A 26666-nucleotide genomic window follows, 5' to 3' on the forward strand; every position below is an offset into this window, starting at 1 on the left:
TTCAGGCCATTGGCGGTAAAAACGGCGGTTATCCCTTGATAAATGGTCTTATTCGCCGCCGGAGATCAACGTTCCGGCGCGCCTGGCGCTGTTCAAAAGCCCAAGAAATATCGCGAATGAAACAATAAACAGCACGACGTTGATGGCCAGCGCAGTCAACATCAGGTCGGCGCGGAAGGTGTGATCGAACAGCAGCGCCCGCATGCCCTCGAACACATAGGTCGGTGGCAAGGCCCAGGCGACATATTGCAGCCACGTCGGCAGCACCGAGACTGGATAGTAGACGCAGGCCAGCGGCATCAGCCCGAACATCAGCGTCCAGACAATGCTCTCGGCGCCGAGGCCGTTGCGCAGTACCAGACCCGACACGAAGATACCGAGCGACCAGCTGGTGAAGATCAGGTTGCAGAAGAACGCGATCAGCGGCAGGCCGAGCGCGAACAGGTTGAATTTGAAGAACATTGCGAGAATCACCATCGGGATGATGCCGATGGCGAGGCGGATCAGGCTCATGATCATCAGCGAGATCAGAAACTCGATCGGCTTCAGCGGGCTCATCATCAGGTTACCGAGATTGCGCGCCCACATTTCCTCGAGGAAGGAGATGGAGAAACCAAGCTGGCCGCGAAACAGGATGTCCCACAGGATCACTGCGCCGATCAGCGTGCCGCCGGCCTGGGCGAAGAACCCGGCGTTCTGCGAGATGTAATTCTGCAGGAAGCCCCAGGTGATGATCTGCAGCGCCGGCCAATAGACCAGTTCCAGCATGCGCGGCCACGACGACACCAACAGATACCAGTAGCGCAGCACCATCGCATTGATGCGATGCATGGCGATGCCGTGTGACCGCTCTACGAGGCTCATGGCGCCTGCTCCCGGTCGCGACCGCGCGCGACGTCGAGGAACACGTCTTCCAGCGTCGTGCGGTTATAGCGCAGCAAAATCTGCTCCGGGCTATCGTCGTCCTCGATGCGGCCCTTCTTCATGATGATGACGCGGTCGCATAGCCGCTCGACTTCCAGCATGTTGTGCGAGGCCAAGAGGATCGTGGCGTTGTTGCTCCTGCGATAGGTCTCGATATGTCGCCTGATCCAGTCCGCGGTATCCGGGTCGAGCGAGGCCGTCGGCTCATCGAGCAGCAACAGCTCGGGCGCATTGATCAACGCCTTGGCCAGCGCGACGCGCGTTTTCTGGCCTGCAGAGAGCTTGCCGCTGGCGCGGTCGAGAAAATCCTTGAGATCGAGGTCTTCGGCCAGTTGCGCGATGCGGCCCTTGAGGTCAGGCACGGCATAGAGCTTTCCGAACACGGTGAGGTTCTGCCGGACCGTGAGTCGCATCGGCATGTCGACGTAGGGGCTTTCAAAATTCATCCGGCCGAGCACTTCGGCTGATTGCGCCGGCATCGCACAGCCGAGCACCGAGACCTTGCCCGAGGTCGGCAGCGTCAGCCCCATGATCATGGCAATGGTGGTGGTCTTGCCGGCGCCGTTGCCGCCCAGGAGACCGGTGATGCTGCCGCGCGCGATCTTGAACGAGATGTCGTCCACGGCGCAGTTGGTCTTGTAGAATTTGACGAGATGAGCGACGTCGATCGCCGCCGCAGCATTGCGATCAACCGTCGCCGCATGACCTGACTTGGTGTCTTCAATCGTCATTGCTGCCGTTCCATGCGGCATTGTGGCGGCGAAGGCAAGCTTGGGCGCTTCAAGTGGCCGCAGCCCGCATGGGTTTGTGGTCATCGCCCGGGGCGTCTAATGTCCTGATATGACCGATATTTCCGCCTCCGACTTTCGCCAGCCGCGCCGTTATGTTCGCCTCGACACGATCCTGCGTTTGCGCTGGCTCGCGGCGCTCGGCCAGTTGGCTGCGATCTTCGTCGTGGTGCAGGGGCTCGAATACGACGTCGCCATCATTCCCTGCGTGACGATCATCGGCCTGTCGGCGACCCTCAATCTCGTGCTGCAGACGCTGTTCAATCCGGTCCACCGCCTGGAACCGCTCTTCGCTGCGGCCCTGCTCGCCCTCAATATCATCGAGCTCGCAGGATTGCTCTACTGCACCGGCGGATTGCAAAATCCGTTCTCGTTCCTGTTTCTGGCACCGGTGCTGATCTCGGCGACGGCATTGCCGACGCGGTTCACCATCGCGCTCGGCGTTCTCGCGGCAGCCTCTGCCACCGTGCTGGCCTTCTTTCATCTGCCGCTACCATGGGACTCCGCAGAACCGCTGGTGCTGCCGCAAATCTATCTGCTCGGCGTCTGGTTCTCGATCCTGACCGCCATCGGCGTGACCAGCCTCTATGCGTTTCAGGTCACCGAGGAAGCCCGCAAGCTTTCGGACGCACTCGCCGCCACCGAACTGGTGCTGACGCGCGAGCAGCATTTGACCCAGATCGACGGTCTCGCCGCCGCTGCCGCGCACGAATTGGGAACGCCGCTCTCGACCATCTTCTTGATCTCCCGGGAGCTCGAGAAGAACATCCACAACAACCCGGAACTTGCCGATGACCTGAAGACCGTCCGCGAACAGGCGCAGCGCTGCCGCGAGATTCTGTCCAAGATCACGCAGCTGAATTCGAGCGGCGCGCCATTCGACCGCATGCCGCTCTCGCAGCTGATCGAGGAAGCGGTGGCGCCGCATCGCGACTTTGGCATTGCCATCAAGATACGTATCGCCGTCGCCAACGCCCCCGAACCAGCCGGCATGCGCAATCCGGCGATCCTCTACGGCGTCGGCAATATTCTGGAGAATGCGGTCGATTTCGCGCGAGAGCAGGTTGAAGTGAACGCCTGGTGGAATGCGGAAAGTATCGTGATCTCGATCTCGGACGATGGCCCGGGCATTCCGCCAGACCTGCTGAAGCGGATCGGCGAGCCCTATCTGTCGCGTCGGCGCCCCGCCGAGGAGGGCGAACACCGCGGCCTCGGCCTTGGCGTGTTCATCGCGCGCACGCTGCTGGAGCGTACCGGCGCCAGAGTCACTTTCAGCAATCGTGTATTTCCCGATCACGGCGCGGTGGTGCAAATCTCATGGCCACGCGACGCGTTCGAGACTGCGGACCAGTTGGCCGATGTCGACTGACGCAAGTCTCACTGTCGTTTGAACGCAGCCGACAGTTGCACCTCATTGACAGCTAGGCGCGTTTGAGCCAATTTTATCTCGGTTGATACGACCTGCCGGTTGCGCCCTGAACGGGACGGTGAACGTATCACTTCCTTTGCCGACGCCCTTTGTCCGAGCGACCGGGTCAGCAACGCAACCACCTGATGCCTCCTGGTTCGCTCACGCAAAGGACGAAACAGATGCGCGATTTTCGCGATGCAAAGGCTATGGCGCAGACCCTGCGCGAAAACCTCACCACCAAAGCCGTCACGATCAGTCACAGCGAAAGCCTGGAGCTGATATCGAGAATATTGGGTGTCGCTGACTGGAATACCTTGTCGGCGATGCTGCAGGTCGGTCGAACATCGCCGGAAACGGCAACCGTCAAGCTTCAAACCGGAATATCAAGCTACCCCGCCATTCCTCTGAGAGATCTCGTTCCATTCCCGACAACGACCTACCCGCTTTTTGTCGGACGGGAGAAAACAATACTCGCTCTGAAAGATGCCTTCGAGCGGCAGCGGGAGGTCGTGCTTGCTATTCAAAAGAACGAAACTGTTGACGAACCTGGCTTCGAGGACATCTACGACATTGGCGTTCTCGCCCAGTTGCTTGAAATTCAAAGGCTCGATGACGGCACGCTCAGAGTTCTGGCACAGGGGCGTCAACGCGTCGTGATTCAGCGTTTCGTAGGCGAGACTGGCTCGTATAGAGCCGATGTTACAGGCGTGAGTGAGGGTCCTATTCCTGATGAGCCCGAACTGATCCAGCAGGCAGTCAAGCGGTTCGAGAGCTACGTTTCGGCTCACGACATGCGCGTGCCACTAATTTGGCCGCCACTGGAGAGAACCCTCGACCCCGGACGGGTTGCCGACGTCATCGCCTCGCATATCGTCCTGCCGATCAGCGAAAAGCAGAGGCTGCTGGCGACCCTCGACCCCGTAAAGAGGCTGAAAAGCGCCGATGCCCTCATCGACCTGTCGACGCTGCCGCTTTCGTCCGCGCTTCACGCGACTCGGCGACGCGCTATCGAATATGCCGACCAGAGAGGTCATCAATATGCAACCTTGGAGCACCTGTTACTCGCACTGGTCGATGACGCCGATGCCGCGGCGGTGCTGCGGGATTGCAATGCCGATTTCGGCACGTTGAAAGCCGACCTGATCCGCTACCTCGATAAGGAACTGAAAAATCTGATGATCGAGACCGGCAAGAATGGCCAGCCGACGGCAGCATTTGTGCGCGTGTCTCAGCGTGCTGCGGTTCACGCGCAGGAGCTTGGCTGGTCTGAAGTGAGAGGGTCGAACACCCTGCTGGCCATCTTTCCCGAAACAAGAAGTCCGGCTGTCCGCCTGCTGAGCGGACAAGGTATCACCCAGAAGCTGGTGGCTGCCTCGATCACTGGAAACACAGGAACGGCCTGACGACGGCCGGACGTCTCAGAGTGTCGTTCACAAATGCCGGCTTGGGCGATGTTGATCGCCCGGCCGGCAAGTGTGTGATGCGCCTTGGTTAGACCGCCGGATCGGGAAACGCCGCAGCCTGCTGCACCGCGCGGCGCTTGATGAAACCGGCCATGACCAGCGCCACGAGCCCGAGAACGACCGGCGGGAAAACCACAGCATTGACCGTGGACCAGCCATAATTCGCCAGCAACTGGCCGGAGGAGAACGAGCCAACCGCCATCAGGCCGAACACCAGAAAGTCGTTGAAGGCCTGCACCTTGTTGCGCTCCTGCGGCCGATGGGTTTCGAGCACCAGCGCGGATGCGCCGATGAAACCGAAATTCCAGCCGATGCCGAGCACGACGAGACAAACCCAGAAATGCATCGCGCTCATGCCGGCGATGCCGATCACCGCGGCGATCGCCTCCAGCGCCAGACCTGCAGCCACGACCTTCGATGCACCGAAGCGCGTGATCAGCGATCCCGTGAAGAAGCTCGGACCGTACATCGCCACGATGTGCCACTGCAGGCCAAAATTGGAATCGCTCAGCGTGAGCCCGCAGAGCTTCATCGCCAGCGGCGCCGAGGTCATCACGAGATTCATCATCGAATACGACACCACACCGCAAATCGCGGCCGCGACGAAGCGCGGTTGCCGCACGATCTCCAGCAGCGGCCTGCCGCCATGCATGTCGGCGGGCGCAGGTTTCGGTGCATCCACGGTCGAGAGCAGCGCCATCGCGATCAGGGCAACCACCGCCTGCGCCGCGAAGCTCGCAGCAAACAGATAGGGCGACCAGATATCCATGGTCCATTGCACGAGCTGCGGGCCCAGCACGCCGGCGAATACGCCACCAGCCATCACCCAGGAGACGGCTTTCGGACGATAGGACGGGCTGGCGCCATCGGCGGCGGCGAAGCGATAGGATTGCGCGACAGCACCGTAGAAGCCGCCGAAGAATGTCGCGCAGCAGAACAGTGCGAATGATGCTTTCAGGATCGCGATGGCGCCGAGCAGGCCGCAGATCGCACCGGCGCCACTGCCGATGATGAAGGCGACGCGGCGACCATAGGCGCGGGAGATCATCCCAACCGGCAGTGTTCCGCAGGCAAGGCCGACGACATAGACCGAGATCGGCACCGTCGCGAGCGACACGCTCGGCGCCAGCGTTGCACCAACGATGGCGCCGGTGGCAAAGATGACCGCCGAATTGGCGCCGCCAAGCGCCTGCGCCGCAGCCAGCCGCATCACGTTGGAACGTGCGCGCGCGTCATCGTGAATCTCTGGGGTAGCCGCGTCGATCATGGGGAAATCCGCCCGGATGTGGCCCGGTTCGTCCCGGGGTCTTTATTCGCCACGACTATGACGACCGCCCTGCGGCAGATCAACACACGCCAGCGCGCAAGCACCATGCGCTGATCATCCGGGCAACCGGGCAAATACAAGGATCAGATTGTTGGCGGGCATCTCGATGATCTCAGCCAGCCGAAGGCCGACGCCCTGCGCGACGTGCTCCAGATCCTCGACATCGCGCACGCCCCAGTCAGGATTACCGTCGCGCAGGCTGGTGTCGAACACGGCATTGCTCACGGCCGTATGTTTGCCGCCGCGCTTGAACGGGCCATAGATAAAGAGACGCCCGTCCGGCCGCAGATATTTTGCGGCGCCCGCGATCAAACCTTCGGCGACGGGCCATGGCGCAATGTGGACGACATTGGCGCAGAACACCGCGAGCAGAGCATCCGGGCCGTTGCCGTTCTCCATCTCCGGGCACCATGCCGGATCGGTCAGATCGATCCGCAGCGGCGGTCTGACATTCGTCAATTGCGCATGGGTGCGCCAGGCGGCGATGCTTTTGAGATGAGCGTCGTTGAGGTCGCTCGGCCACCAGGTAATGTCGGGCGTTTGTCCAGCGAAGTGAATGACATGCTGGCCGGTGCCGCTGCCGACTTCCACAACGTCGCCGCAAGCCTGCTGCAGGAAAGTCGCAAGAACCCGCCAGATCGCCTCGTGGTTGCGATGGAAAGCTGCGGCATCGAGCCGGCCATCATCTTCCACGCGTCGGCCATCCCGACCGAATTCGACCACATATTCCGCCATCAGGCCCTCACTGCTGCGGGCAGTATCCCGAAGTTGCCTTCACGAACAAGAGAAGAAAGAGATCGTCCAAACGCAGCCAAATGGGTTAATATTCTGACGAATACCCGATCTGAAGAAGGATCGACCACGCAGAATTGGTGCGCCTATGATCTTCCGTCAGCTGTTCGACAGTGTGTCCGGCACATATAGCTACCTGCTTGCCAGCCGCCACGGCGGCGAGGCGCTGATCCTCGATCCGGTCCTGGAAAAGGTCGATCGCTATTGCCAGTTGTTGCGCGAACTCGACCTGAAGCTCGTGAAGGCGGTCGATACGCATCTCCATGCGGACCACGTCACCGGCCTCGCCGAACTGCGCGATCGCACCCATTGCGTCACCATCATGGGCGACCAGAGCAAGGCCGACGTCGTCGCCATGCGTGTCAGCGACGGCGACAAGGTGACGATCGAGGGCGTCGAGCTCGACGTGATGTATACGCCCGGCCACACCGATGACTCCTACAGCTATCTGATGGGCGACCGCGTCTTCACCGGCGACACGCTGCTGATCCGCGGCACCGGCCGCACCGATTTCCAGAACGGCAGCGCGCGGGCGCAATATGATTCACTGTTCAACCGCCTGCTCAAGCTGCCCGACGAGACGATGGTGTTCCCGGCACACGACTACAAGGGCGACACCGTGAGCACCATCGGCGAAGAGAAGCGCTACAATCCGCGCCTGCAGGTGAAGTCCGTGGAGGACTACATCGAGCTAATGGGCAAGCTCAACCTGCCGAACCCGAAACTGATGGATGTGGTGATCCCGGCCAATATGAAAGTCGGGCTGAAGCCGGACGCGCTGAAGAAGCAAGGCCTGGCGCTGTCTCCGCGGGAGGCCATTGCTCATCTCGGCGATCCCGCCATCCTGCTGGTTGATCTGCGCGAGAGCAGCGAACGCGCCAAGCACGGCGTGCTCGCTGGCGCGCTGCATGCGCCCTACCCGTCGATATCGGACAGCCTCAAGCCCGGCGGCATGTTGCGGGAGGTCGCCACTGCCACCAAGCGCCGCATCGTGTTCTTCTGTGCCTTTGGGGAGCGCTCGGCCATGGCGGTCACTGCCGCAAAGGATGCTGGGATCGACAATGCCGCACATCTGGACGGCGGCATCGATGCGTGGAAGAAAGCTGGCGGCCCGGTGCTGGCCGCATGATATAGCGAGCAAGGCGGACCAACCCGCCACTCGACAGGGGGAGGATGATAATGGCGTCGACACGATCGGCTGCGCCAATGCTGCTGGCAATGGTGTTCGCACTCTCCCTACAACCGGCCTCCGCACAAACCGCAGCACAGACCCCCGCGCCAACATCTGCCGGCACCGTCGACCCAGCGTTGATGCAGGACCTCGTGGTGGCGAACCGCGTCCTCACCGACCTCAATGTCATCGACGGATTCGGCCATGTCAGCATGCGCCACCCGACCGACCCCAATCGCTACCTGATGGGGCGCTCCGTGGCTCCGGCGCTGGTAACGGCCGACGACATCATGGAATACGACCTAGACTCCAATCCGGTCGATGCGAAGGGACGCGCCAGTTTCCTCGAACGCTTCATCCACGGCGAAATCTACAAGGCCCGGCCCGACGTCAAAGCCATCGTCCATACACATTCGCCGGGGATCATCCCCTTCAGCGTCAGCAGCACGCCGTTACGGCCGGTGTTCCACCTCGGCGCCTTCCTGTTTCCCGACGTGCCGGTGTTCGAGATCCGCGATAGCGCCGGCATGAGCAACATGCTGGTCAGCAACACGCAACTGGGCAAGGCGCTGGCCAGTACGCTCGGCGACCGCAGCGTGGCACTGATGCGGGGCCATGGCAGTGTTGTCGTGGCGAGCACAATTCCGATGGCGGTGTTCCGCGCCCATTACAGCAACGTCAATGCGCAGCTACAGTCCCAGGCGCTCGCGCTTGGCGGATCCGTGAGCTATCTGCTGGGCGAGGAAAGCCAGAAAACGCTGGCTGTGATCGACCAGATTCATGGCCGGGCCTGGGATCTGTGGAAGCGCGCAGCGCTGGAAAAGATGGCGCCCAAATAGCGGCGCCGCATCAGGCTTCGTGAACCCGAACCTCGATGTCGTCATAGCCTTTGACGCGATACACGATCACCGAGATTATCCAGCTCAGGATGAAAATCGCGATGATGAGATAGCCGAGCGCGCCGAAATTCTCGTTCAGCGCTTCGATGCCGTCCCAGAAGCTGCCTGACAGGTCGAGCTTGCGGCCGATCAGGCCGAGTGCCTCGACGCCGCCGATCACCAGCGCCACGATCACCGACACCAGCGTGATGATCATGTTGTAATACAGCTTGCGGATCGGCTTCACGAAAGCCCAGCCATAGGCGCGCACCATCAAGACCGAGTCCGTCGCATCGACCAGCGACATTCCCGCCGTGAACAGTGCAGGAAACACGAGAATCGACCACATCGACATGCCATCGGCGCTTTGCGAGGCGGAGATACCCAGCAGCGCGATTTCGGTCGCGGTGTCGAAGCCGAGACCGAACAGGATGCCGAGCGGATACATGTGCCAGCTCTTCGAGATCACGGCGAAGACCGAACGCAGCATGCGGCCGATGACGCCGCGCTGCGAAAGCAAAACATTGAGATCTTCATCGATGAATCGCTCACCGCGCTTCACTGCCTTGAACAGGCGATACACCGATACGAGAATGAAGATATTGGCCACTGCCACGATCAGCAGGAAGAAAGCCGAGACGCTCGTGCCGATCAGGCCGCCGATTTCCTTGAAGTCCGCGAATTTCTCCTGCAGTGCCGACACTGCCAGCGCCACGAAGATGGATGCTACGACGACCACAGTGGAGTGACCGAGCGAGAAAAACAGGCCCACGGACAGCGGCCGCTTGCCGGACTGCATGAGCTTGCGCGTCACATTATCGATGGCTGCAATGTGGTCGGCGTCAACGGCGTGGCGCAGGCCGAAGGTGTAGGCGAGCAGCGCGGTGCCCAGCAGAACCGGCTGGTCGCGGAAGGCGATCAGGGCCCATATCCAGGCCAGCACATTGGCCGGGATCAGAATGGCGTAGATGGCGATGATGCGGCCGCGCAGGTTGTCGGCGCCATCGTTGAACAGTGTGCGGATCATGGAGATTCTTGCAGTCCGGATTACCACCGGATTGTCTCAGGAAGGCCTGACGGACGCAACCTGGCCTCATTCGCGTCGAATTCGCCGCATTTCCGGCACAAAGCGATTAACTGCAGCGGCCAGTTAGGTGGCAGCAGGGGTGCCGCTTCCTATATCTACGTGATAAGAATGACACAGAGTTCGCTGCGCGCCGATCGCGTGGCCTAACCCGAGGCGTTGATGGACACCGAACAGGAACAGAAGACACCCGCAGAACTGAAGGAAATCCGGCTTGCCCGCAAGGCGGCGCAGGAAGCCGAAGGCGTGAAGGCGATGGCCGACATTGCGGCCGCCGATGTCGCCATCCGCAAGCGGACCGAGGAACTGCGCGCGCTTCGCCTTGCCAGGGAAGCCGAAGAACTGGCCAACCCGCCCGAACCCAAACCGAAAGCTACCAGAAAAAAGAAAACGAGCTGATGCCAACTGACGACAAAGCGACGAAATCCGAACGCGACGCCGCGGCCAAAGCGGTACTCGACAACATGGCCCGACTAAAGGCCATGCGCCTTGCCCGCGAAGCGGTATCGCCCCCCGCGCCGGCCAAGAAGAAGACCGCAACGAAATCGGGCAAGACGTCTTCGAGCAAGACATCGTCAAGCAAGTCGGCGGAAAAAGCACAAGCCCTGGCAGCGTGGCTCGCCGATCAGCGCAGCGGCGGCCGCAGGACCTGACTATCGCAGGACCTGCTTTCGCAGGGTCTGATCTATCTCAGGCCGCGCTCGGCGCAGGCCATTCGATCATGGTACGGGTCTTGGTCGCAGAATCGTAGACCTGGATCTGAAGCATCTGAAACTGGTTCTTCAGCTTCATGCCAGCTTCTTCCGCGGCTTCGACCGTATCGTGATGGGATTTGAAATGGCCATCCACCACCAGTGAATAACCTTCGGTCGGCGCCCTGTCGGCGCGAATGAATTTGCGGGCCTGCGGTTCGTCGAGCTCTAACTTCGGTTTTTTCATCGTCACTCCAGAACAAGATTCGCCCGATTTCAAAGCGGGCAGGATTCGCCCCCGTTTACACGGTCATGCGGAAAAACACAGGGCAATTGCGGGATTACGGCAATATCTGCTTCAATCACGGTCAGAATGAGGTCAACACAAGCAATCCGGCGGGGAAAATGATGAGCGGACGAGTGGGCGGAGCCCGCGACGACAAACCGGCCAAGGACGATAAGCAAAAGCCCGTCCCCACGCCGCCGCGGCCTGACGACGACGAGGAAGACGGCGATATCGCCACACCGAAACGCGATCGCGACGACGAAGATATCTAGCTGTGCGAAGGCATCGCTACATAAGACATCGGCGCGCCACGACTGACGCGCCGATAAATTTCAGATAGCGACGAGTCGTTAAGCTGCCTTGAGGCCGACATCCGGCAGCATCGGACGGTGACGCAGCGCCTTGGTCATGATCCCCTCCACTTCCGCCTTTTCATGCGGCAACAGCGCCAGACGTGGCGGCCGGGTCAGTGCGGTACCGCGGCCCATGATGTTTTCGCACAGCTTAATGCACTGGACGAGATCCGGGCGCGCATCGAGATGCAGCAGCGGCATGAACCACTCATAGATCGCCATCGCCTCTTGGAGCCGTCCGGCCTTGGCCAGACGGAACAGCGTCTCGCCCTCGCGCGGGAAGGCATTGGACATGCCGGACACCCAGCCGACCGCGCCCATAGCTACGCTCTCGACGATCACGTCGTCGAGGCCGGCGAACAACACGAAGCGGTCGCCGACCATGTTGCGCGTGTCGATGAAGCGGCGTGTATCGCCCGACGAATCCTTGAAGCAGACGACCGTATCGACATCGGCCAGTGTGGCGAGAATGTCGGGGGTGACATCGTTCTTGTAGATCGGCGGGTTGTTGTAGAGCATGACCGGCAGATCGGTGGCCGTGGCGACCGAACGAAAGTGCGCGGCAGTCTCGTGCGGCTTTGACGAATAAACCAAAGCGGGCATCACCATGATGCCATCGATGCCGACACGCGCAGCCTCCTTTGCGGTATCCACCGCGAAGGCCGTGGTGAACTCCGCGATACCGCACAGCACAGGCACGCGGCCCTTCGCGACCGACTTGGCCGCTTCCATGATCGCGATCTTTTCCTTGCGCTCGAGCGAGGTGTTCTCGCCGACCGATCCGCAGATGATCAGGCCGGACACGCCGTCGCGGATCAGGCCGTCCATGACCTTCGCGGTGGCGTCGATATCGAGCGACAGGTCGTCATGGAATTGAGTGGTGACTGCCGGGAAGACGCCTTCCCAGGAAATACGGGGACTCATGGCAAAACTCCGTGTGATGCCGGCGCGCATAGCGCGCCGGCTGATGAGGATGATGGGCAAGAATTAGAGGATCAGATCGTCGCGCCGACCTTGCGCAGCTCGGCGAGCACTGGCGCTTTCGGCAGCCAGATCTTGTCGAATTCGGCGATGACGGCTTCGGTATCCTTGACGGCCACCTGACGCACGGGCACCGACGTGCCCTTGAAATTCTCGATCAGCGCCGGCTCACCAGCAGCCAATTCGTCGATCTGCGCATCGAGCGTCGACTTCACCGCCTTGGTGATCAGCTCCTTTTCGGCGGCGGGCAGCGACTGCCAGACGCGGCCGGACACGACCGCGGCCATCGGCATGAAGACGGCATTCATCTGCAGGATCGACTTCGACACCTTGTCGAAGCGCTGGTTCCAGGAGAATTCCAGATCGGCTTCAAGACCATCAACCTGGCCGTTCGACATGGCGTCGAACACCTGCGGCGTCGGAATCGGCGTCGGTGCGGCGCCGAGCGATGAGTAGAAGTCGCGATAGACCGGCGTCGGATTAATACGCAGCTTCATGCCCTTGATATCGGCGAGCGTATTGAGATCCCTGACCGCGAAGACCGCGCGCATGCCGGTGATGCCCCAGCCAAGACCGATGGTCCCGGTTTCCGCAGGCAGCACGTCAAACAGTTTGACCGCCGCCGGATGACGCACGAATTTCGCCACGGCCGGCGTCGAGCGCACGATATAGGGCGCGTTGATCGCCGCGATATGCGGCACGCGTGAGCCGAGCTCAGCAGCCTGGATGAAGCCCATATCGAGCGCGCCGGTCTGCAACTGCTGCATCATCGCTGCTTCGTTGCCGAGCTGGCCGGAGTGAAACACCGTCATGGTGAGACGGCCCTTGGTCTCTTCCTTGAGCTGATCGGCGAGCTTCAGCGCAGCCTTGTTCCAGGAATGGCCGTTCGGCGTGATCAGGCCGAGACGCAGCTCCTTGGCCTGCGCCAATGCGAGCGACGGCGCAAACACCGAAGCAGCTGCCGATGCGGCGAGGAAGCGACGACGTGAGATGGTCATGACGGAGGCTCCTTGATGGGTATGGGGCTTACTTGATGAGGGCGAGAGACAGATACGGATAGAGCGAGAGCAGCACCAACAGGATGCAGGAGATGAAGAAGAACGGCAGCGTCACCATGAACATCTTGCCGGGCTTGGCGCCTGTGACGGCGGCGGCGACGAAGAAGCAGAGCCCGACCGGCGGCGACAGCAATCCGAGCACGAGATTGATCACAACCACCACGCCGAAGTGACGCGGGTCGATGTGGTAGATCTCGGTCGCCACCGGGAGCAGAATCGGCACGGTCATGATCAGGCCGGGCACGCCGTCGATCACCGTGCCGATGACCAGCAGGATGACATTGCAGATCAGCATGAAGCTGATCGGATCCTTGGCAACTGTCTGGATCCAGGCGGCGGTCTCCTGCGGCACCTTGCCGAAGATCAGAACCCAGGAAAACACGGCGGCAGCGGCAACGAGAAACAGCACGATCGCCGAATAGATGCCCGAGCGCAGCATCATTTGCGGCAGTTGCGACCATTCGAATTCCTTGGTCCAGTATTTGCCTACGACCGCAGCGGCGACAGCGCCGACGGCAGCCGATTCCGTTGCGTTCGCCAGACCGCCGAGGATGGAGCCGACGATGACGATGGGAATCAAAAGGGTCGGCGAGGTGCGCAGGATGGTCATCACACGCTGTTTCGGCGTCTGATAGTCCGCACGCGGATAGTTGTAGACGTAGCCCATCAGCGCGATGACGACACAAAACATCACCGTGAGGATGACACCGGGAATGATGCCCGCGATCAACATGTCGCTGACCGACACCTGCGCCAGCACGCTGTAGACCACGAACATTACCGACGGCGGAATGATCGGGCCGAGCATGCCGCCGTAGGCGGTGAGACCGGCAGCGAAGGTCTTGTCGTAGCCTTTCTTTTCCATTTCCGGGACCATGATCTGCGCCATGATCGCGACCTGTGCGGTCGCCGAGCCGAGAATGGAGGAGATGAACATATTGGCGAGAATGTTGACGTAAGCCAGTCCGCCCTTCAGTGAGCCGACAAAGGCCATCGCCATGTCGACGATGCGCTTGGTGATGCCGCCGCCATTCATAATCTCGCCGATCAGGATAAACAGCGGGATCGCGATCAGACCGTAGCTGTCGACGCCGCCGAACAGTTGCAGCGGATAGGACTGGAACAGCACCGGATTGCCGGACGCCATGATGTAGACGAAGCCGGCGAGGCAAAGGCAAAGACCGATCGGCACGCCGACCAGCATGATCACCGTGAATGCGGCGAAGGTGATCATATTAGTTCACCCCGTCGAGTTCGGAGAGCTGGAAGCCTTTCGGCGGCACCTTGGCGACGAGGCCGAGGTCCTCGAGCAGATTCGCAATGCCATGGATGGTGATCGACACCGCGAAAATGGGCAGTGTCAGATAGAGGACCCATGTCGGCCAGTTCAGCGTCTGGGTGCGCTCGGTGTAGAGAAAATTGAAGGTCTGGCCCGCGAACTTCTTCGCGTCGAAGCCTGCTTGCGCAAGGCCGATCGGGTCCATCCAGAGCATGCAGGTGACGATCAGGCCGACACCGAACACGATCACCGTGCTCGTGGCGATAATCTTGAAGATCTGCTGGCTTCTGGCCGACAGACGTTCGGTCATCATGGTGACCGCAAAGTCGAGCCGCAGGCGGGTCATCGCGGAGGCGCCGATGAAGGTCAGCCAGACCACCGAATACACCGCCGACTCATCGATCCAGTAGATCGGGAAGTGCGAATAGCGGGTGACGACATTCACCAGGATCAGCGCCGTCAGCAGATACATCAGGCCCATCAGAGCCAGCCGCTCGAAGGCCAGCAGCCCGGCGGACGCCACCAGGATGACCCGGCGGGCCCCGATGGCCGGGGCCGTCGACATCGTCTGGTCACTCATAAACTGCCCCCGCTGTCACGATTGTGATATGATTTTTGGATCGTATAATTTATACAATTTCTCTGTCAAACGCTGATTTGCACAAATTCGCGCCTTGAGGAGTTTTTGTGCGGCAGCGAAGACGGGACGAGATCTGAGATCAATCCGGCTGGAATCCGGAGAAAAGGCTCGATAAATCAATGACCGCGCCGCTGAAGCACCGCACCCTCTCGGCCATGATCACCGATCAGCTCCGCCAGGCGATCCTCGACGGCACGCATCCGGCCGGCGCGCAGTTACGCCAGGACGCCTTGGGCGAAGCCTATGGCGTCAGCCGGATTCCGGTGCGGGAAGCCCTGTTTCAGCTTGAGGCCGAAGGGCTGGTGAAGATCGTCCCGCAAAAGGGCGCCATCGTTTCGGAACTGTCGCTCGACGAAATCAACGACGTGTTCGATCTCCGGGTCATCCTCGAGCCACGGATGCTGGCGCAGTCCGCGCCGCATTTTGTCGACAACGACTTCGCTGCACTCGACGACATCCAGCACCGCTTCGAGAAGGCGATTGCCGCCGGCAATATCAGCGAATGGGGACAGCTCAACGCCGATTTCCACATGGCGATGTATGTCCGGGCGCGGCAGCCGCGCACACAGACGATCGTGATGGCGCTGCTGCAAACCAGCGACCGCTACACGCGCATGCAACTCTCGACCACCACCGCGATGGGCATCGCCGAGAAAGAACACGCCGAACTCATCGCGCTGTGCCGCAGCCAGAAGATCGATGACGCCTGCCGTTTCCTTGAACGTCACATCGAGTCGGTGCGCGCAGACCTTCTGCGCGTCATCGGCCGCACCATTCCGAAGAGCGGCGCGGCGTAGACACGCCGCTCAGATCGCGTTGATCGCGGTCTATGCGAGCTCTTGCTCCACCAGTCCGGCGAGATAGCTCGCACCGATCGGCAGCAGATCGTCGTTGAAATCGTAGCCGGGATTGTGAACGGGCACGCCGCCCTTGTCGGCGGTGCGCTGCCCGAACATCAGATAGGCACCACGGTTGCGTTCGAGCATGAACGCGAAATCTTCACCGGCAAGAATTGGATTGCCTTCGCGCAGCACCTCGGTAACGCCCGGCACCGCCGCCGCCGCTTCTGCCGCGCGCACCGTCTCGTCGGCCGTGTTGATCGTGGCCGGATAGGCGTGGCGATACTCGATCTCCGCCGTGCCGCCGCAGGCCTGCGCGGTCAGCGTCACCGCGCGCATGAACAACTCCTCGACGCGTTCGCACACCTCGGGCTTCAGCGTACGTACCGAGCCGCGCAACTCCACCGTCTCGGGCAGAACGATGTCCGAGGTACCGCCGTGGATCTGGCCGATGCTGATGATGGCGGATTCCAGCGCATCGACCTGACGGGACGGAATCGCGTTCAGCGCATTCACCACCTGTGCTGCCATGGCCACCGTATCGATGCCCTGATGGGGATGCGCGCCATGCGACGAGCGCCCACGCAGCGTTACCTTGAAATAATCGATCGCCGCTAGCGCCGTGCCGGTCAGCGCCTTGACGGTGCCGAGCGGCATGTCCGGGCTGTTGTGGATCGCATAGATGGAATCGCAGGGGAAACGCTCGAACAACCCGTCGTCCATCATCGCCTTGGCGCCAGCGAGCCCTTCTTCAGCCGGCTGAAAGATCAGATGCACAGTGCCGGCGAAATTGCGCGTCTCGGCAAGATATTTCGCAGCACCAAGCAACATGGTGGTGTGCCCGTCATGGCCGCACGCATGCATGCGGCCAGGATTCTGCGAGCGATATTCAACACCGTCGCCCTCCTCCATCGGCAGCGCGTCCATATCGGCCCGCAATCCGATGGCGCGGTTGCTACCGGCCGCCTGGTGACGGCCGCGGATCACGCCGACGACGCCGGTACCGCCGAAGCCGCGATGCACCTCGATGCCCCACTCCGACAACCGCTCCGCTACCAGCGCGCTGGTGCGCTCCTCCTCGAAGCCAATCTCCGGATGCGCATGGAAATCTCTGCGCCATGCGGTCATTTCCGGGTGCAATTGGTCGAGACGTTCGCGCGGGGTCATATGCTCTCACCTTTGGGCTTGTCCTGCCCATAGGCTAGCCCGGTGATCTTGCCCTCGCAACCAACCGGCCGCACACGCTGCGCGCGCCACACACTTCAGCGCTCCGTGGTGACAACAAGCAGTTGGGATTAGCGGCTGCGAGATGCGCGCCACCACATGATCGACATCGTGATCGAGCGGCCTGCCTGTGAATGCTGAGCGTTCTGGAAAATGGCACGCCATTCAGAATACGACGGCGCCCCCTTATGCTGTTGAAACAGATACATAATTCGATTGAACACCTCATGCGCCCCCGCATGCGCTCAAATGGACAGCAGCCACTCTCGTTTGGGGAAGAAGTGTCGCGGCGCTCGCAGTCACCACCGACAGCGCGGGCATTCTGATTATCTTGCAAGAGAGAGTCACCGATAACGAATTGCAGCTGTCGGATGGGAGGCCTATGCTGAGCCTATAACCACGCAGCCGCCCATCGCACGGCGAGAGTCTGCAGACAAAGACCTTACGATGGATGGCTTGCATTTTGCCCCGGAGGTCACGCCATGACCATTGCTCCCACACTCCAGAAATACCTGGCCGCTGAAAACATCCAATACGAGGTGATCCCGCACGAACTCCGCATGACGTCGTCCGGCACGGCTGAGGCATGCCACATCTCGGGCGATCGCCTCGCCAAGGGCATCGTGTTGCGGCGCGACGGCGAATATATACTGGCCGTCTTGCCCGCATCGCATCACCTCCGCCTGTCGGACCTGAGGACATCACTCGGCGACAATGTCCACATGGCCGATGAAACCGAGATCCATCAGCTGTTCCGCGACTGCGCACACGGTGCAGTTCCTGCCGTCGGTAAATGCTACGGGCTGGATATCATCGTCGACGACAGCATCCAGGCGCAGCCGGAGGTCTATCTGGAAGCTGGCGATCACGAGACGCTGCTTCATATGGGTCACGCGCAGTTTGCGCGCCTGATGGCCAACGCGCAGCACGGGCGCTTTAGCGCGCATGACTGAGGATTAGTCCGGCGATCCGCGGCGACCGTCGCGGACCCAAATGGAAAGATCGTGCCGCTGCTTAATTGTCGATGCAGCGGTGCGACGCCTCTTTACGTCTCATGCCCTGCATCGAAATCGTCTTCGAAACGCAAATGCTTGACGCTGCGGCCGCGGCGCCGCACAAGCTTCAGGGCCTCCACCCCGATCCTGATATGCCTTTCGACATAGTTCGCGGTCACCTCCTGATCCGACGCTTCGGTCTTCACACCCTCGGGAATCATTGGCTGATCGGACACGAGAAGCAGTGCGCCAGTCGAAATGTGATTGGCAAATCCCGCAGCAAAGATTGTTGCGGTCTCCATGTCGATCGCCATGCTCCGTGTACGACGCAATATATCCCTGAAGCGATCATCATGTTCCCAGACACGACGATTGGTCGTGTACACGGTGCCGGTCCAATAGTCGTGACCGAGATCGCGGATCATGGTCGACACCGCGCGTTGCAACTGGAACGCGGGCAGCGCAGGAACCTCCGGGGGCAAGTAATCATTTGAGGTGCCTTCGCCCCGAATGGCCGCAATCGGTAGAACCAAATCGCCAATTTTATTTTTGCGTTTCAACCCACCGCATTTGCCGAGAAACAATACGGCTTTCGGCGCGATGGCACTTAATAGATCCATCACGGTCGCCGCATTCGGACTTCCCATGCCGAAGTTAATCAGAGTGATACCATCGGCAGTCGCATTGGGCATCGGTCGATCAGCGCCCTTTACCAAACTGCCATACGCCGTGGCGAACCATTCGACGTAGTTGTCGAAGTTGGTCAAGAGAACATACTCTCCGAACTCAGCAAGCGGCGTGCCGGTGTAACGCGGCAACCAGTTTTCTACGATATCCTTTTTCTCTTTCATTCCCAATGATCTCGTCCGGAGGTGTGCAACACCGCCGCCTGCCAAACTAGTGGATAGGACCGCTCCCTGTCCAATGAGACACGTTTGGATTATTTGGGTTCCATTAATCCACTTGCAACCGTGGATGGTCCGGGCCTTGCGTCGAATGCGCGCTGTTCAGGAGGGTGGATTGCAACAGCGGCCGCGTTTGTCCGGTCTGATCGCGCAGGAATGATGTTTTCTTCTGCGACCTCGCACGTAATTGATTGTATAGTTGGAGGACATGGAGGGAGGCGAGACATACTGCATTGCATCAATTCACCTGAACTCTAGGAACGGAGGTTCGCCATGAAAGTCAAAGAGGTGATGCACAAAGGTGTCGACTGGGTCAGCCCTGACACCCCTGTCACCGAGCTCGCGAAATTGATGCGGGGGCATGACATTGGCTGCGTTCCGGTTGGCGAGGACGACCGCCTGATCGGGATGGTGACCGACCGCGACATCGTCTGCAAAGGGCTCGCGAGGAACAGCTTCGATGCCGGCCGCGCGACGGCGCGCGATGTGATGACCGAAGGTATCCATTGTTGCCGGGAGGACGACGATCTCGCAAAGGCAATACATCATATGGAGAAACTGCGGGTCCGCAGGCTGCCGGTGATCAACAAGAGTAAACGGATGGTCGGTATCGTCAGTCTGGGCGACGTCAGCCATTCTGCATCAGGTGATTTGTTGTCCGAATGCGTCAAGAGCGTTTCGGCCCATCACTGAAACACGGCCAGCGCTCCTCTTGCGATCCGGCAGAGGGGCGCGGCCAGTCGGCATGATCGTCGAACAGTTCGATGACAGAACTTTGCTCATCGAGCCGCGATGAAGAAGGCCGTGCCTACGCGGTCACGCCATTGTTCGGAGGCGAAGCGAGGGCGCGGATCGAAACTGCGAACTTCTTATGCCATTGAGACTGCCTGATAATATCGACGATTCTTCTCGTCTTGCGCAGCCCTCACATTCGTTTCGACAACGAGCGATGGCTCGCCAATCCCGGTCGTATTGAGATTCTGCCAGGACCTCCCACATCATCTTGATAAGGGAGTCCAGGCTATGCAGACAGTACAGGCCACTCTTGCCGCGACAATTGCGATTGTCGCTCTGGCTGTCTCCCCCACCACGCCTGTCTCGGCGGAGGGGAGCGGGAAACTTGTGCTGACGATCGCAATCGACGGAGCGATCGGACCGGCAACCGCCAGCTACGTGAAAGACGCACTCGCCAAGGCAAGCGAACGGCGCGCCGAAGCTGTCATTCTGCGCCTGAATACGCCGGGCGGTCTCGTCACCAGCATGCGCGAGACCATCGCCGACGTGCTGGCCTCGCCCGTTCCTGTCATAGGTTATGTCGCCCCGTCGGGAGCCCATGCTGCCAGCGCCGGCACCTATATCCTCTATGCAACGCATATCGCCGCAATGGCGCCGGGCACCAATCTTGGCGCAGCGACGCCAGTGCAAATCGGCAGTCCGGTGCCAGGCCTGCCGGGCATCACCCCTGACAAAGACGGCAAGGACAAGAAAGACAGCTCCCAGCAAACGGAGCCGAAGGACGCGATGATGGCGAAGGCGACGAACGACGCCGTCGCCTTTATCCGCAGCCTGGCCGAATTGCGAGGACGTAACGCCGATTGGGCAGAGAAGGCTGTCCGCGAGGCAGCCAGTCTTTCCGCCAGTGCTGCGTTGCAAGCGAATGTCATCGATCTCATTGCGCGCGACCCGGTCGAACTGCTCAGGCAAGTCGATGGTCGCGTCGTGGAGCTTCCCGGTGGCGACAGACGGCATCTGGCGACGAAGGATGCGATGATCGAGACGATCGATTCCGGATGGATCGCGCAATTTCTGTCTGTGATCACCAACCCCAACGTCGCCTTCATTCTTCTGCTGGTTGGCATCTACGGCCTGATTTTTGAATTCATGTCTCCTGGCGCCGTCGCGCCCGGCGTGGTCGGTACGATCTGTCTGCTGCTGGGCCTCTATGCCTTCAACCTGCTGCCGATCAGCTATGCCGGCCTTGGGCTGATGATGTTGGGGATCGCGCTTCTGATTATCGAGGCCTTCAACCCGACCGTGGTTCTTGGCCTCAGCGGAGCCATCGCCCTCGTCCTTGGTGGGTTGATGTTGTTCAGGATCGAAGCGCCCGGATATCGGCTGTCATGGACGCTCGTCAGCATCGTGACGGCGATGTTCATCGGACTGCTGCTCATTGTGCTCGGCTCGCTTCAGCGCGCGCGCAAAGCTCCGGCACGAGTCGGCGCGCAGGCCATGCGCGGCCTGGCTGCCGAAGTTCTCGACTGGAATGACATCGAAGGTCACGTCTTCACGCAGGGTGAGCGCTGGCGAGCCCGCGGCATGGAAACATTCAAGCCCGGAGAGACGGTCGAGATCGCCAGCATCACGGATCTGACGCTGATGGTGCGTCGCCGGCCGGCACTCAGCGCCGGCGAAGGAGGTGTGCGATGATGCTCGATTACATAGCCTACTCGCTGCTCGCGATCATCGTGATCGCCTTTCTCTCCTCCGCCATTCGCATCCTCCGGGAATACGAGCGCGGCATGGTCTTCACGCTCGGACGCTTCACCGGCGTGAAAGGTCCGGGCCTTATTATCCTGATTCCGTTCGTTCAGCAGATGGTGAAAGCCGATCTCAGGGTGATGGTGCAGGATGTGCCGCCGCAGGACGTCATTTCCCGCGATAACGTTTCCGTCAAGGTGAACGCCGTTCTCTATTTCCGCATCGTCGACCCGGAACGTGCGATCATCAAGGTCGGGAATTTCATGGCCGCGACCAGCCAGTTGGCACAGACCACGCTGCGCTCGGTGCTCGGCAAGCATGAGCTGGATGAAATGCTCGCAGAGCGCGACAAACTCAACGCCGACATTCAGGAGATCCTCGATCAGCAAACTGACGCGTGGGGCATCAAGGTCACCAACATTGAGATCAAGGACATCGACCTCAATGAGAACATGGTGCGTGCCATCGCCAAGCAGGCCGAAGCGGAGCGGCTGCGGCGGGCGAAAGTGATCAATGCGATAGGCGAGCAGCAAGCCGCTGAGAAGCTCGTCGAGGCCGGCCGGATCCTTGCTCAGGAGCCGCAGGCGATGCAGCTGCGCTATTTTGCGGCGTTGCACGACATTGCAGGCGAGCGGTCATCGACTGTGGTCTTTCCGCTGCCGATGGATCTGCTCAGCCATATGACGCCGCGGCCGGGCGGAGTACCGTGAGTTTATTTCTTGTGCTTCTGCGCCAGCTTCAGCTTGAGTCTGCCATGGGCCGAACGAACCATGGCTTGCGCTGGCTTGCTCATCACCCCAATTTACCATCAATGAGTATCCTCGGCGCGCTCGTCGACAGGCACATGTGACGGGTGTCGTGCGTCGCCGCGCCGGTTTTGCGGGCGCACATACATCGTCATCGCTTCCGGGAGCTCCGCCTTGACTTTCAGAGCGGCGACAAGCGCGTCCTCGGCGTCTACGACGACATGACCCGCCTTGCCCTTCAGCTTGAATCCAACGGTAAATTGCATCTGCGCACCACCTCGTCTTCACTAATTGTCTCGCCCGCGTACTTTCCGCCAGCGGGCGCCATCTCGGCCTTCTTTCCTGTCGACATGACATTTGGCCGGCGCGTGGCACCTCGCGGACGCGCTTCCGGTCCGCAATCAGCCCAGCGACTTGATGATCTCCCGGTAAGCTGTTTCGGGAAACGCTTTCAATGTGTGCGTTCGAATGTTTCCCAGCATGCCCAACTGCAAATTGAATCGCGCGGCGACGGCATCGTCCGGCGCTTCGTAAACCGCGACGATGTCATAGTCGCCCATGGTCAGAAAGAACGATTTGAACTCTCCGTCCATATCCTTGAGAGCTTTCTTCGCCAAATCGAGACGACGCGGCGAGTCCTTGACGTGTTGGATACCTTGATCAGTCCAGTTTGCAAGCATGATATATGTAGTCATGGAAGTCCTCCTTGCGCACGAGACCCCCGTTCATCTTCACGCCCCAGTCTTGAAGAAAATGATCCGACTCAACAACGTGTAGTCCGATTCAAACACCATGATCCCGACAAAAACCAACAACACCAACGGCGGGAGCAGGATGGCATAGGCCAAAGCCAGACGCTCCCACGCCATGTGCATGAAGACCGCAACAATCAAGCCTGCCTTCAACATCATGAACACCACGATGAGAGACCACCTCAGATATCCCTGCAGGTTGAAGTAGTCGACGAGGTAAGAGCATGTACTCAAGACAAACAGCCATCCCCAGACCACGAGATAAAGCTTGATCGGGTGCTGGTGTCCCTCGGCATGTGCTGCGGGAGTTGCATGAGGTGTTGCATGTAGCGTGACTTCAGCCATGTTTTTCCCTCACCAAAGATAGAAAAAGGCAAAGATAAACACCCATACCAAATCGACGAAATGCCAATACAGGCCGGTGATTTCGACGATCTCGTAGTTCCCCTTCCTGCTTGTGAAAAAACCCCGACGTTCAGTCTCGAAATCTCCGCGCCAAACCTTTCGCGCAATGATGATCAGGAAAATCACGCCAATCGTTACGTGCGTTCCGTGGAATCCTGTAATCATGAAAAAGCATGAGCCGAATTGCTCTGCCCCCCACGGATTTTCCCAGGGCCTCACCCCCTCCATGATCAGCTTCGTCCATTCGAAAGCCTGCATTCCGACAAATGTCGCACCGAACGCAGCGGTCACCAGCATCAGAATCGCCGTTTTGCGGCGATCGTGGCGGTAGCCGAAATTGACGGCCATAGCCATGGTCCCGCTGCTGCTGATCAGCACGAAGGTCATGATGGCAATCAGAATGAGCGGGATGTGTTGTCCTGCAATCGTCAGAGCGAAGACTTCACTCGGGTTTGGCCAGGGCACCGTCGTGGACATGCGCGCCGTCATGTACGACAGCAGGAAGCAACCGAAGATAAAGGTATCGCTGAGGAGAAAGATCCACATCATGGCCTTTCCCCAGGATACATTCTTGAATGCCCGTTGATCCGAGGACCAGTCGGCGACAATACCTTGCCAGCCTGCGGTCGTCGTTCGGCGCTTTTCGATGTTTGTCAGCACAGTCTCTGTCATCGCATCGATGCCTTCCCTATGTCAGCAACTGGCGACAGATGGTAACGAAGTCATCCGCCCAGCCTGTCAGCAGAGCGAGCAGGATCAACCAGACCAAAAGCAGGAAATGCCAATACATCGTGCACAGTTCCACACTCAAACGCAGGCGCGGGATTTCAACACCACGCCATGCCTTGACGATGGTTCTGCCCAGAGCGACGAGACCGCCGAGCAAGTGCAGTCCATGGACTGCGGTGATCAGATAGAAGAAAGCGTTGGCAGGATTGGCCGCCAGAAAGTAGCCCCCGGTGTTGAGCTGCTGCCACACCAGCAACTGACCTATCAGGAAAACGACGGCGGAAAGGCCGCTTGCAAGCAGGCCGATCAGCACATTTTCGCTGTCGTCGCGATGTGCGGAAACCTGCGCCCATTGCAGTGCGCCGCTGCTCACGATCAGAACACCGGTGTTGAACCACAGCAACCCGGGCACGGGCAGCGACCGCCAGTCGATCAGTTGCATGCGCATGGAGTAAGCGCTGACGAAGAGCGCAAACAACGACCCGACGACCGCGAGAAACACACCCAAACCTATTTTCGCCGCCGGCAACGACATCGAACTTCCGCCGGGAAAATCGCCGACCGCCCCCTCCTCCAGCCAGGGCTTGGCCGCAAGCCGTTGCTGCGAGAGCCACCATCCCGCAATGGCCGCTATTCCAGCCATGAACAGGACGATGGCCGTCATGGATGCGCTCCCTTCGGCGTCGAGCTGGCCGGCGGTTCATTCTGGGGGATGAAATCCCGTACTGCGCCGGGCACGCTATAATCATAAGCCCAGCGATAGACGACCGGGAGTTCCTTGCCCCAGTTGCCATGTGCCGGCGGCGTCTGCGGCGTCTGCCACTCGAGCGTGGTCGCGTTCCACGGGTTGCCGCCGGCGTCCTCGCCCTTGGACAGGCTCCGGATCATGTTGAACACAAATACGAGCTGGGCAAAGCCGACGATGAGCGCAGCGATACTCATGAATGCATTCAGGTCGTGAGCAGACGCCGGGACGAATGCCGTCCCGCCGATGTCGTGATAGCGGCGCGGCACACCCAGCAGCCCGAGATAGTGCATGGGAAAGAAGATCGCATATGCTCCAAGGAATGTGACCCAGAAATGGAAACGTCCCAGCGTCTCGTTCAGCATCCGTCCCGTCACTTTCGGATACCAGTGATAGATCGCGCCAAACACGACCATGACCGGCGCAACACCCATGACCATGTGAAAATGGGCGACCACGAACATGGTATCGGACAACGGAACGTCCACGACGACGTTGCCGAGGAACAGGCCAGTCAGGCCGCCATTGACGAATGTGATAATGAATGCGAGCGCAAACAGCATCGGAACGGTGAGGTGAATGTCGCCACGCCAGAGGGTCAGGATCCAGTTGTAAACCTTGATCGCCGTGGGGATCGCGATGATGAGGGTCGTTGTTGCGAAGAAAAATCCGAACTTCGGATTCATGCCACTGACATACATGTGGTGCGCCCACACCACGAAGCTCATCGCTCCGATTCCGACAATCGCCCACACCATCATGCGATAACCGAAAATATTCTTTCGCGCATGAGTGCTGATGAGATCAGAGACAATCCCGAAAGCGGGTAAAGCAACGATATAGACTTCGGGATGGCCGAAAAACCAGAACAGGTGCTGGAACAGCAGCGGACTGCCGCCGCCGTACTTCCCCAGCTGACCCATCTCCACGAGCGTTGGCATGAAGAAGCTGGTGCCAAGAAGCCGATCGAACAGCATCATCACCGAGGCGACGAACAAGGCTGGAAATGCGAGCAAGGCCATCACGGTCGCTGTAAAAATGCCCCACACCGTCAGAGGCAGCCGCATCAGCGTCATTCCGCGCGTGCGACCCTGCAGCACCGTCACGACGTAATTCAAGCCGCCCATGGTGAAGCCGATAATGAACAGGATCAGCGACACCAGCATCATGATGATGCCTGCTTCCTGTCCGGGGCTTCCGGAAAGAATGGCCTGTGGCGGATACAGCGTCCATCCTGCCCCCGTTGGACCGCCCGGCACGAAGAAGGTCGCAACCAGCACCAGCACGGCAAGCAGATAAATCCAGTAGCTCAGCATGTTCGCGTAGGGGAACACCATGTCGCGAGCACCAACCATCAGCGGGATGAGGTAATTCCCGAAGCCTCCGAGAAACAGCGCTGTGAGAAGGTAGATCACCATGATCATGCCATGCATGGTGATGAACTGGAGATACTGGCTCGGATCGATGAACGAAAACGTTCCGGGGAAGCCGAGCTGCAGCCGCATCAGCCACGACAGCACCAGCGCGACCATACCGATAGCCATTGCCGTAATCGCATACTGGACCGCAATGATCTTGGCGTCTTGCGAGAAGACATATCGCGTCCACCAGCTTCGCGGGTGATAGAGATCGACCTCACCCACTTCGGCCGGCGGGATTCCTGCGAGTACGTCAGACGGGACATCAACCATTAAAATGGTCCTCCTGGATCTATCCTCTGA

General features: G+C 60.0%; 30 protein-coding genes. 12 read left to right on the forward strand and 18 right to left on the reverse strand.

Annotated elements, in window-relative coordinates; translation table 11 throughout:
• Positions 1 to 48: 48 nt before the first annotated feature.
• Complete coding sequence (locus tag AB7951_RS24600) at positions 49 to 864, reverse strand: ABC transporter permease (RefSeq protein ID WP_120288282.1); 816 nt, start codon at positions 862 to 864, stop codon at positions 49 to 51.
• The gene (locus AB7951_RS24605; RefSeq protein ID WP_093760075.1) at positions 861 to 1655 is read right to left on the reverse strand and encodes an ABC transporter ATP-binding protein; all 795 of its coding nucleotides are present in this window, start codon (positions 1653 to 1655) and stop codon (positions 861 to 863) included. The genes AB7951_RS24600 and AB7951_RS24605 overlap by 4 nt, the downstream gene beginning before the upstream one ends.
• 109 nt (positions 1656 to 1764) lie before the next feature.
• On the opposite strand from AB7951_RS24605, the gene AB7951_RS24610 reads away from it, so the two are divergent.
• Together AB7951_RS24610 and AB7951_RS24615 are read left to right on the forward strand one after the other, a co-directional pair.
• A complete protein-coding gene (locus AB7951_RS24610; protein ID WP_089262725.1) occupies positions 1765 to 3081 on the forward strand; it encodes an ActS/PrrB/RegB family redox-sensitive histidine kinase in 1317 nt (438 codons plus the stop codon).
• A gap of 221 nt (positions 3082 to 3302) precedes the next feature.
• On the forward strand, positions 3303 to 4526 hold the full coding sequence (locus AB7951_RS24615) for an LON peptidase substrate-binding domain-containing protein (RefSeq protein ID WP_120288281.1): 1224 nt from the start codon (positions 3303 to 3305) through the stop codon (positions 4524 to 4526).
• Between the two features lie 88 nt (positions 4527 to 4614).
• Here the strand turns inward: AB7951_RS24615 and AB7951_RS24620 are convergent, their stop codons facing one another.
• Positions 4615 to 5853, reverse strand: a complete 1239-nt coding sequence (locus AB7951_RS24620) for an MFS transporter (protein ID WP_439062095.1) — start codon at positions 5851 to 5853, stop codon at positions 4615 to 4617.
• Positions 5854 to 5967: 114 nt separating this feature from the next.
• Positions 5968 to 6648: a DUF938 domain-containing protein gene (locus AB7951_RS24625; protein WP_120288279.1), complete on the reverse strand. Its 681-nt coding sequence runs from the start codon at positions 6646 to 6648 to the stop codon at positions 5968 to 5970.
• Positions 6649 to 6793: 145 nt separating this feature from the next.
• Between AB7951_RS24625 and AB7951_RS24630 the strand changes: the two genes are divergently transcribed.
• The gene (locus AB7951_RS24630; RefSeq protein WP_120288278.1) at positions 6794 to 7834 is read left to right on the forward strand and encodes an MBL fold metallo-hydrolase; all 1041 of its coding nucleotides are present in this window, start codon (positions 6794 to 6796) and stop codon (positions 7832 to 7834) included.
• Positions 7835 to 7884: 50 nt separating this feature from the next.
• Positions 7885 to 8715, forward strand: coding sequence for a class II aldolase/adducin family protein (locus AB7951_RS24635; RefSeq protein ID WP_231078240.1), 831 nt, complete (start codon positions 7885 to 7887; stop codon positions 8713 to 8715).
• Between the two features lie 10 nt (positions 8716 to 8725).
• Here the strand turns inward: AB7951_RS24635 and AB7951_RS24640 are convergent, their stop codons facing one another.
• Entirely contained in the window at positions 8726 to 9781 is a 1056-nt protein-coding gene (locus tag AB7951_RS24640) for a HoxN/HupN/NixA family nickel/cobalt transporter (protein WP_120288277.1), read from the reverse strand.
• 219 nt (positions 9782 to 10000) lie between these two features.
• On the opposite strand from AB7951_RS24640, the gene AB7951_RS24645 reads away from it, so the two are divergent.
• Together AB7951_RS24645 and AB7951_RS24650 are read left to right on the forward strand one after the other, a co-directional pair.
• Complete coding sequence (locus AB7951_RS24645; RefSeq protein WP_068732887.1) at positions 10001 to 10237, forward strand: hypothetical protein; 237 nt, start codon at positions 10001 to 10003, stop codon at positions 10235 to 10237.
• On the forward strand, positions 10237 to 10491 hold the full coding sequence (locus AB7951_RS24650; RefSeq protein WP_089262737.1) for a hypothetical protein: 255 nt from the start codon (positions 10237 to 10239) through the stop codon (positions 10489 to 10491). The genes AB7951_RS24645 and AB7951_RS24650 overlap by 1 nt, the downstream gene beginning before the upstream one ends.
• Positions 10492 to 10528: 37 nt before the next feature.
• Here the strand turns inward: AB7951_RS24650 and AB7951_RS24655 are convergent, their stop codons facing one another.
• Positions 10529 to 10777 carry a hypothetical protein gene (locus tag AB7951_RS24655; protein WP_068732883.1) on the reverse strand — a complete coding sequence of 83 codons (249 nt, stop codon included), beginning with the start codon at positions 10775 to 10777 and terminating at the stop codon, positions 10529 to 10531.
• A gap of 161 nt (positions 10778 to 10938) precedes the next feature.
• On the opposite strand from AB7951_RS24655, the gene AB7951_RS24660 reads away from it, so the two are divergent.
• Positions 10939 to 11088: a hypothetical protein gene (locus tag AB7951_RS24660; RefSeq protein WP_170849725.1), complete on the forward strand. Its 150-nt coding sequence runs from the start codon at positions 10939 to 10941 to the stop codon at positions 11086 to 11088.
• 78 nt (positions 11089 to 11166) lie between these two features.
• On the opposite strand, the gene AB7951_RS24665 is transcribed toward AB7951_RS24660, so the two are convergent.
• The 4 genes from AB7951_RS24665 to AB7951_RS24680 form a co-directional block, all read right to left on the reverse strand.
• The gene (locus AB7951_RS24665; RefSeq protein WP_068733701.1) at positions 11167 to 12093 is read right to left on the reverse strand and encodes a dihydrodipicolinate synthase family protein; all 927 of its coding nucleotides are present in this window, start codon (positions 12091 to 12093) and stop codon (positions 11167 to 11169) included.
• A gap of 71 nt (positions 12094 to 12164) precedes the next feature.
• Positions 12165 to 13148 carry a TRAP transporter substrate-binding protein gene (locus AB7951_RS24670; protein WP_120288275.1) on the reverse strand — a complete coding sequence of 328 codons (984 nt, stop codon included), beginning with the start codon at positions 13146 to 13148 and terminating at the stop codon, positions 12165 to 12167.
• 28 nt (positions 13149 to 13176) lie between these two features.
• Positions 13177 to 14442 carry a TRAP transporter large permease gene (locus AB7951_RS24675; RefSeq protein ID WP_093759765.1) on the reverse strand — a complete coding sequence of 422 codons (1266 nt, stop codon included), beginning with the start codon at positions 14440 to 14442 and terminating at the stop codon, positions 13177 to 13179.
• A 1-nt stretch (position 14443) separates the two neighbouring features.
• Entirely contained in the window at positions 14444 to 15067 is a 624-nt protein-coding gene (locus tag AB7951_RS24680) for a TRAP transporter small permease (protein WP_120288274.1), read from the reverse strand.
• 179 nt (positions 15068 to 15246) lie between these two features.
• Here AB7951_RS24680 and AB7951_RS24685 point away from each other — a divergent pair, with 179 nt between their 5' ends.
• A complete protein-coding gene (locus tag AB7951_RS24685; protein WP_120288273.1) occupies positions 15247 to 15924 on the forward strand; it encodes a GntR family transcriptional regulator in 678 nt (225 codons plus the stop codon).
• 30 nt (positions 15925 to 15954) lie between these two features.
• Here the strand turns inward: AB7951_RS24685 and AB7951_RS24690 are convergent, their stop codons facing one another.
• The gene (locus AB7951_RS24690) at positions 15955 to 17133 is read right to left on the reverse strand and encodes a M20 aminoacylase family protein (protein WP_120288272.1); all 1179 of its coding nucleotides are present in this window, start codon (positions 17131 to 17133) and stop codon (positions 15955 to 15957) included.
• A 539-nt stretch (positions 17134 to 17672) separates the two neighbouring features.
• Between AB7951_RS24690 and AB7951_RS24695 the strand changes: the two genes are divergently transcribed.
• The gene (locus AB7951_RS24695; protein ID WP_089262750.1) at positions 17673 to 18143 is read left to right on the forward strand and encodes an aminoacyl-tRNA deacylase; all 471 of its coding nucleotides are present in this window, start codon (positions 17673 to 17675) and stop codon (positions 18141 to 18143) included.
• Between the two features lie 92 nt (positions 18144 to 18235).
• Here the strand turns inward: AB7951_RS24695 and AB7951_RS24700 are convergent, their stop codons facing one another.
• On the reverse strand, positions 18236 to 19036 hold the full coding sequence (locus AB7951_RS24700; RefSeq protein ID WP_089262752.1) for an AMP nucleosidase: 801 nt from the start codon (positions 19034 to 19036) through the stop codon (positions 18236 to 18238).
• 327 nt (positions 19037 to 19363) lie between these two features.
• Here AB7951_RS24700 and AB7951_RS24705 point away from each other — a divergent pair, with 327 nt between their 5' ends.
• The 3 genes from AB7951_RS24705 to AB7951_RS24715 all read left to right on the forward strand — a co-directional run bounded on the left by AB7951_RS24705 (position 19364) and on the right by AB7951_RS24715 (position 22278).
• A complete protein-coding gene (locus tag AB7951_RS24705) occupies positions 19364 to 19783 on the forward strand; it encodes a CBS domain-containing protein (protein WP_120288271.1) in 420 nt (139 codons plus the stop codon).
• 330 nt (positions 19784 to 20113) lie between these two features.
• On the forward strand, positions 20114 to 21517 hold the full coding sequence (locus AB7951_RS24710) for an NfeD family protein (RefSeq protein ID WP_120288270.1): 1404 nt from the start codon (positions 20114 to 20116) through the stop codon (positions 21515 to 21517).
• Entirely contained in the window at positions 21514 to 22278 is a 765-nt protein-coding gene (locus tag AB7951_RS24715) for an SPFH domain-containing protein (protein WP_441256078.1), read from the forward strand. The genes AB7951_RS24710 and AB7951_RS24715 overlap by 4 nt, the downstream gene beginning before the upstream one ends.
• A gap of 98 nt (positions 22279 to 22376) precedes the next feature.
• Here AB7951_RS24715 and AB7951_RS24720 read toward each other — a convergent pair whose 3' ends face one another.
• The 6 genes from AB7951_RS24720 to AB7951_RS24745 all read right to left on the reverse strand — a co-directional run bounded on the left by AB7951_RS24720 (position 22377) and on the right by AB7951_RS24745 (position 26636).
• Positions 22377 to 22580 (reverse strand): hypothetical protein, encoded by a 204-nt coding sequence (locus AB7951_RS24720; protein WP_089262760.1) that lies wholly within the window; start codon positions 22578 to 22580, stop codon positions 22377 to 22379.
• A gap of 135 nt (positions 22581 to 22715) precedes the next feature.
• Complete coding sequence (locus AB7951_RS24725) at positions 22716 to 23009, reverse strand: GYD domain-containing protein (protein WP_120288269.1); 294 nt, start codon at positions 23007 to 23009, stop codon at positions 22716 to 22718.
• A gap of 36 nt (positions 23010 to 23045) precedes the next feature.
• The gene (locus tag AB7951_RS24730; protein WP_089262764.1) at positions 23046 to 23411 is read right to left on the reverse strand and encodes a cytochrome C oxidase subunit IV family protein; all 366 of its coding nucleotides are present in this window, start codon (positions 23409 to 23411) and stop codon (positions 23046 to 23048) included.
• A 9-nt stretch (positions 23412 to 23420) separates the two neighbouring features.
• Positions 23421 to 24143, reverse strand: a complete 723-nt coding sequence (locus AB7951_RS24735; protein WP_093759781.1) for a heme-copper oxidase subunit III family protein — start codon at positions 24141 to 24143, stop codon at positions 23421 to 23423.
• Positions 24144 to 24159: 16 nt separating this feature from the next.
• Positions 24160 to 24864, reverse strand: coding sequence for a cytochrome c oxidase subunit 3 (locus AB7951_RS24740; RefSeq protein ID WP_093759783.1), 705 nt, complete (start codon positions 24862 to 24864; stop codon positions 24160 to 24162).
• Complete coding sequence (locus tag AB7951_RS24745) at positions 24861 to 26636, reverse strand: cbb3-type cytochrome c oxidase subunit I (RefSeq protein ID WP_120288268.1); 1776 nt, start codon at positions 26634 to 26636, stop codon at positions 24861 to 24863. Before AB7951_RS24745 ends, AB7951_RS24740 begins: the two co-directional genes overlap by 4 nt.
• Positions 26637 to 26666 lie beyond the last annotated feature (30 nt).

This window comes from Tardiphaga sp. 285_C5_N1_2 (assembly GCF_052076065.1).
Taxonomy (GTDB): Bacteria; Pseudomonadota; Alphaproteobacteria; order Rhizobiales; family Xanthobacteraceae; genus Tardiphaga; species Tardiphaga robiniae.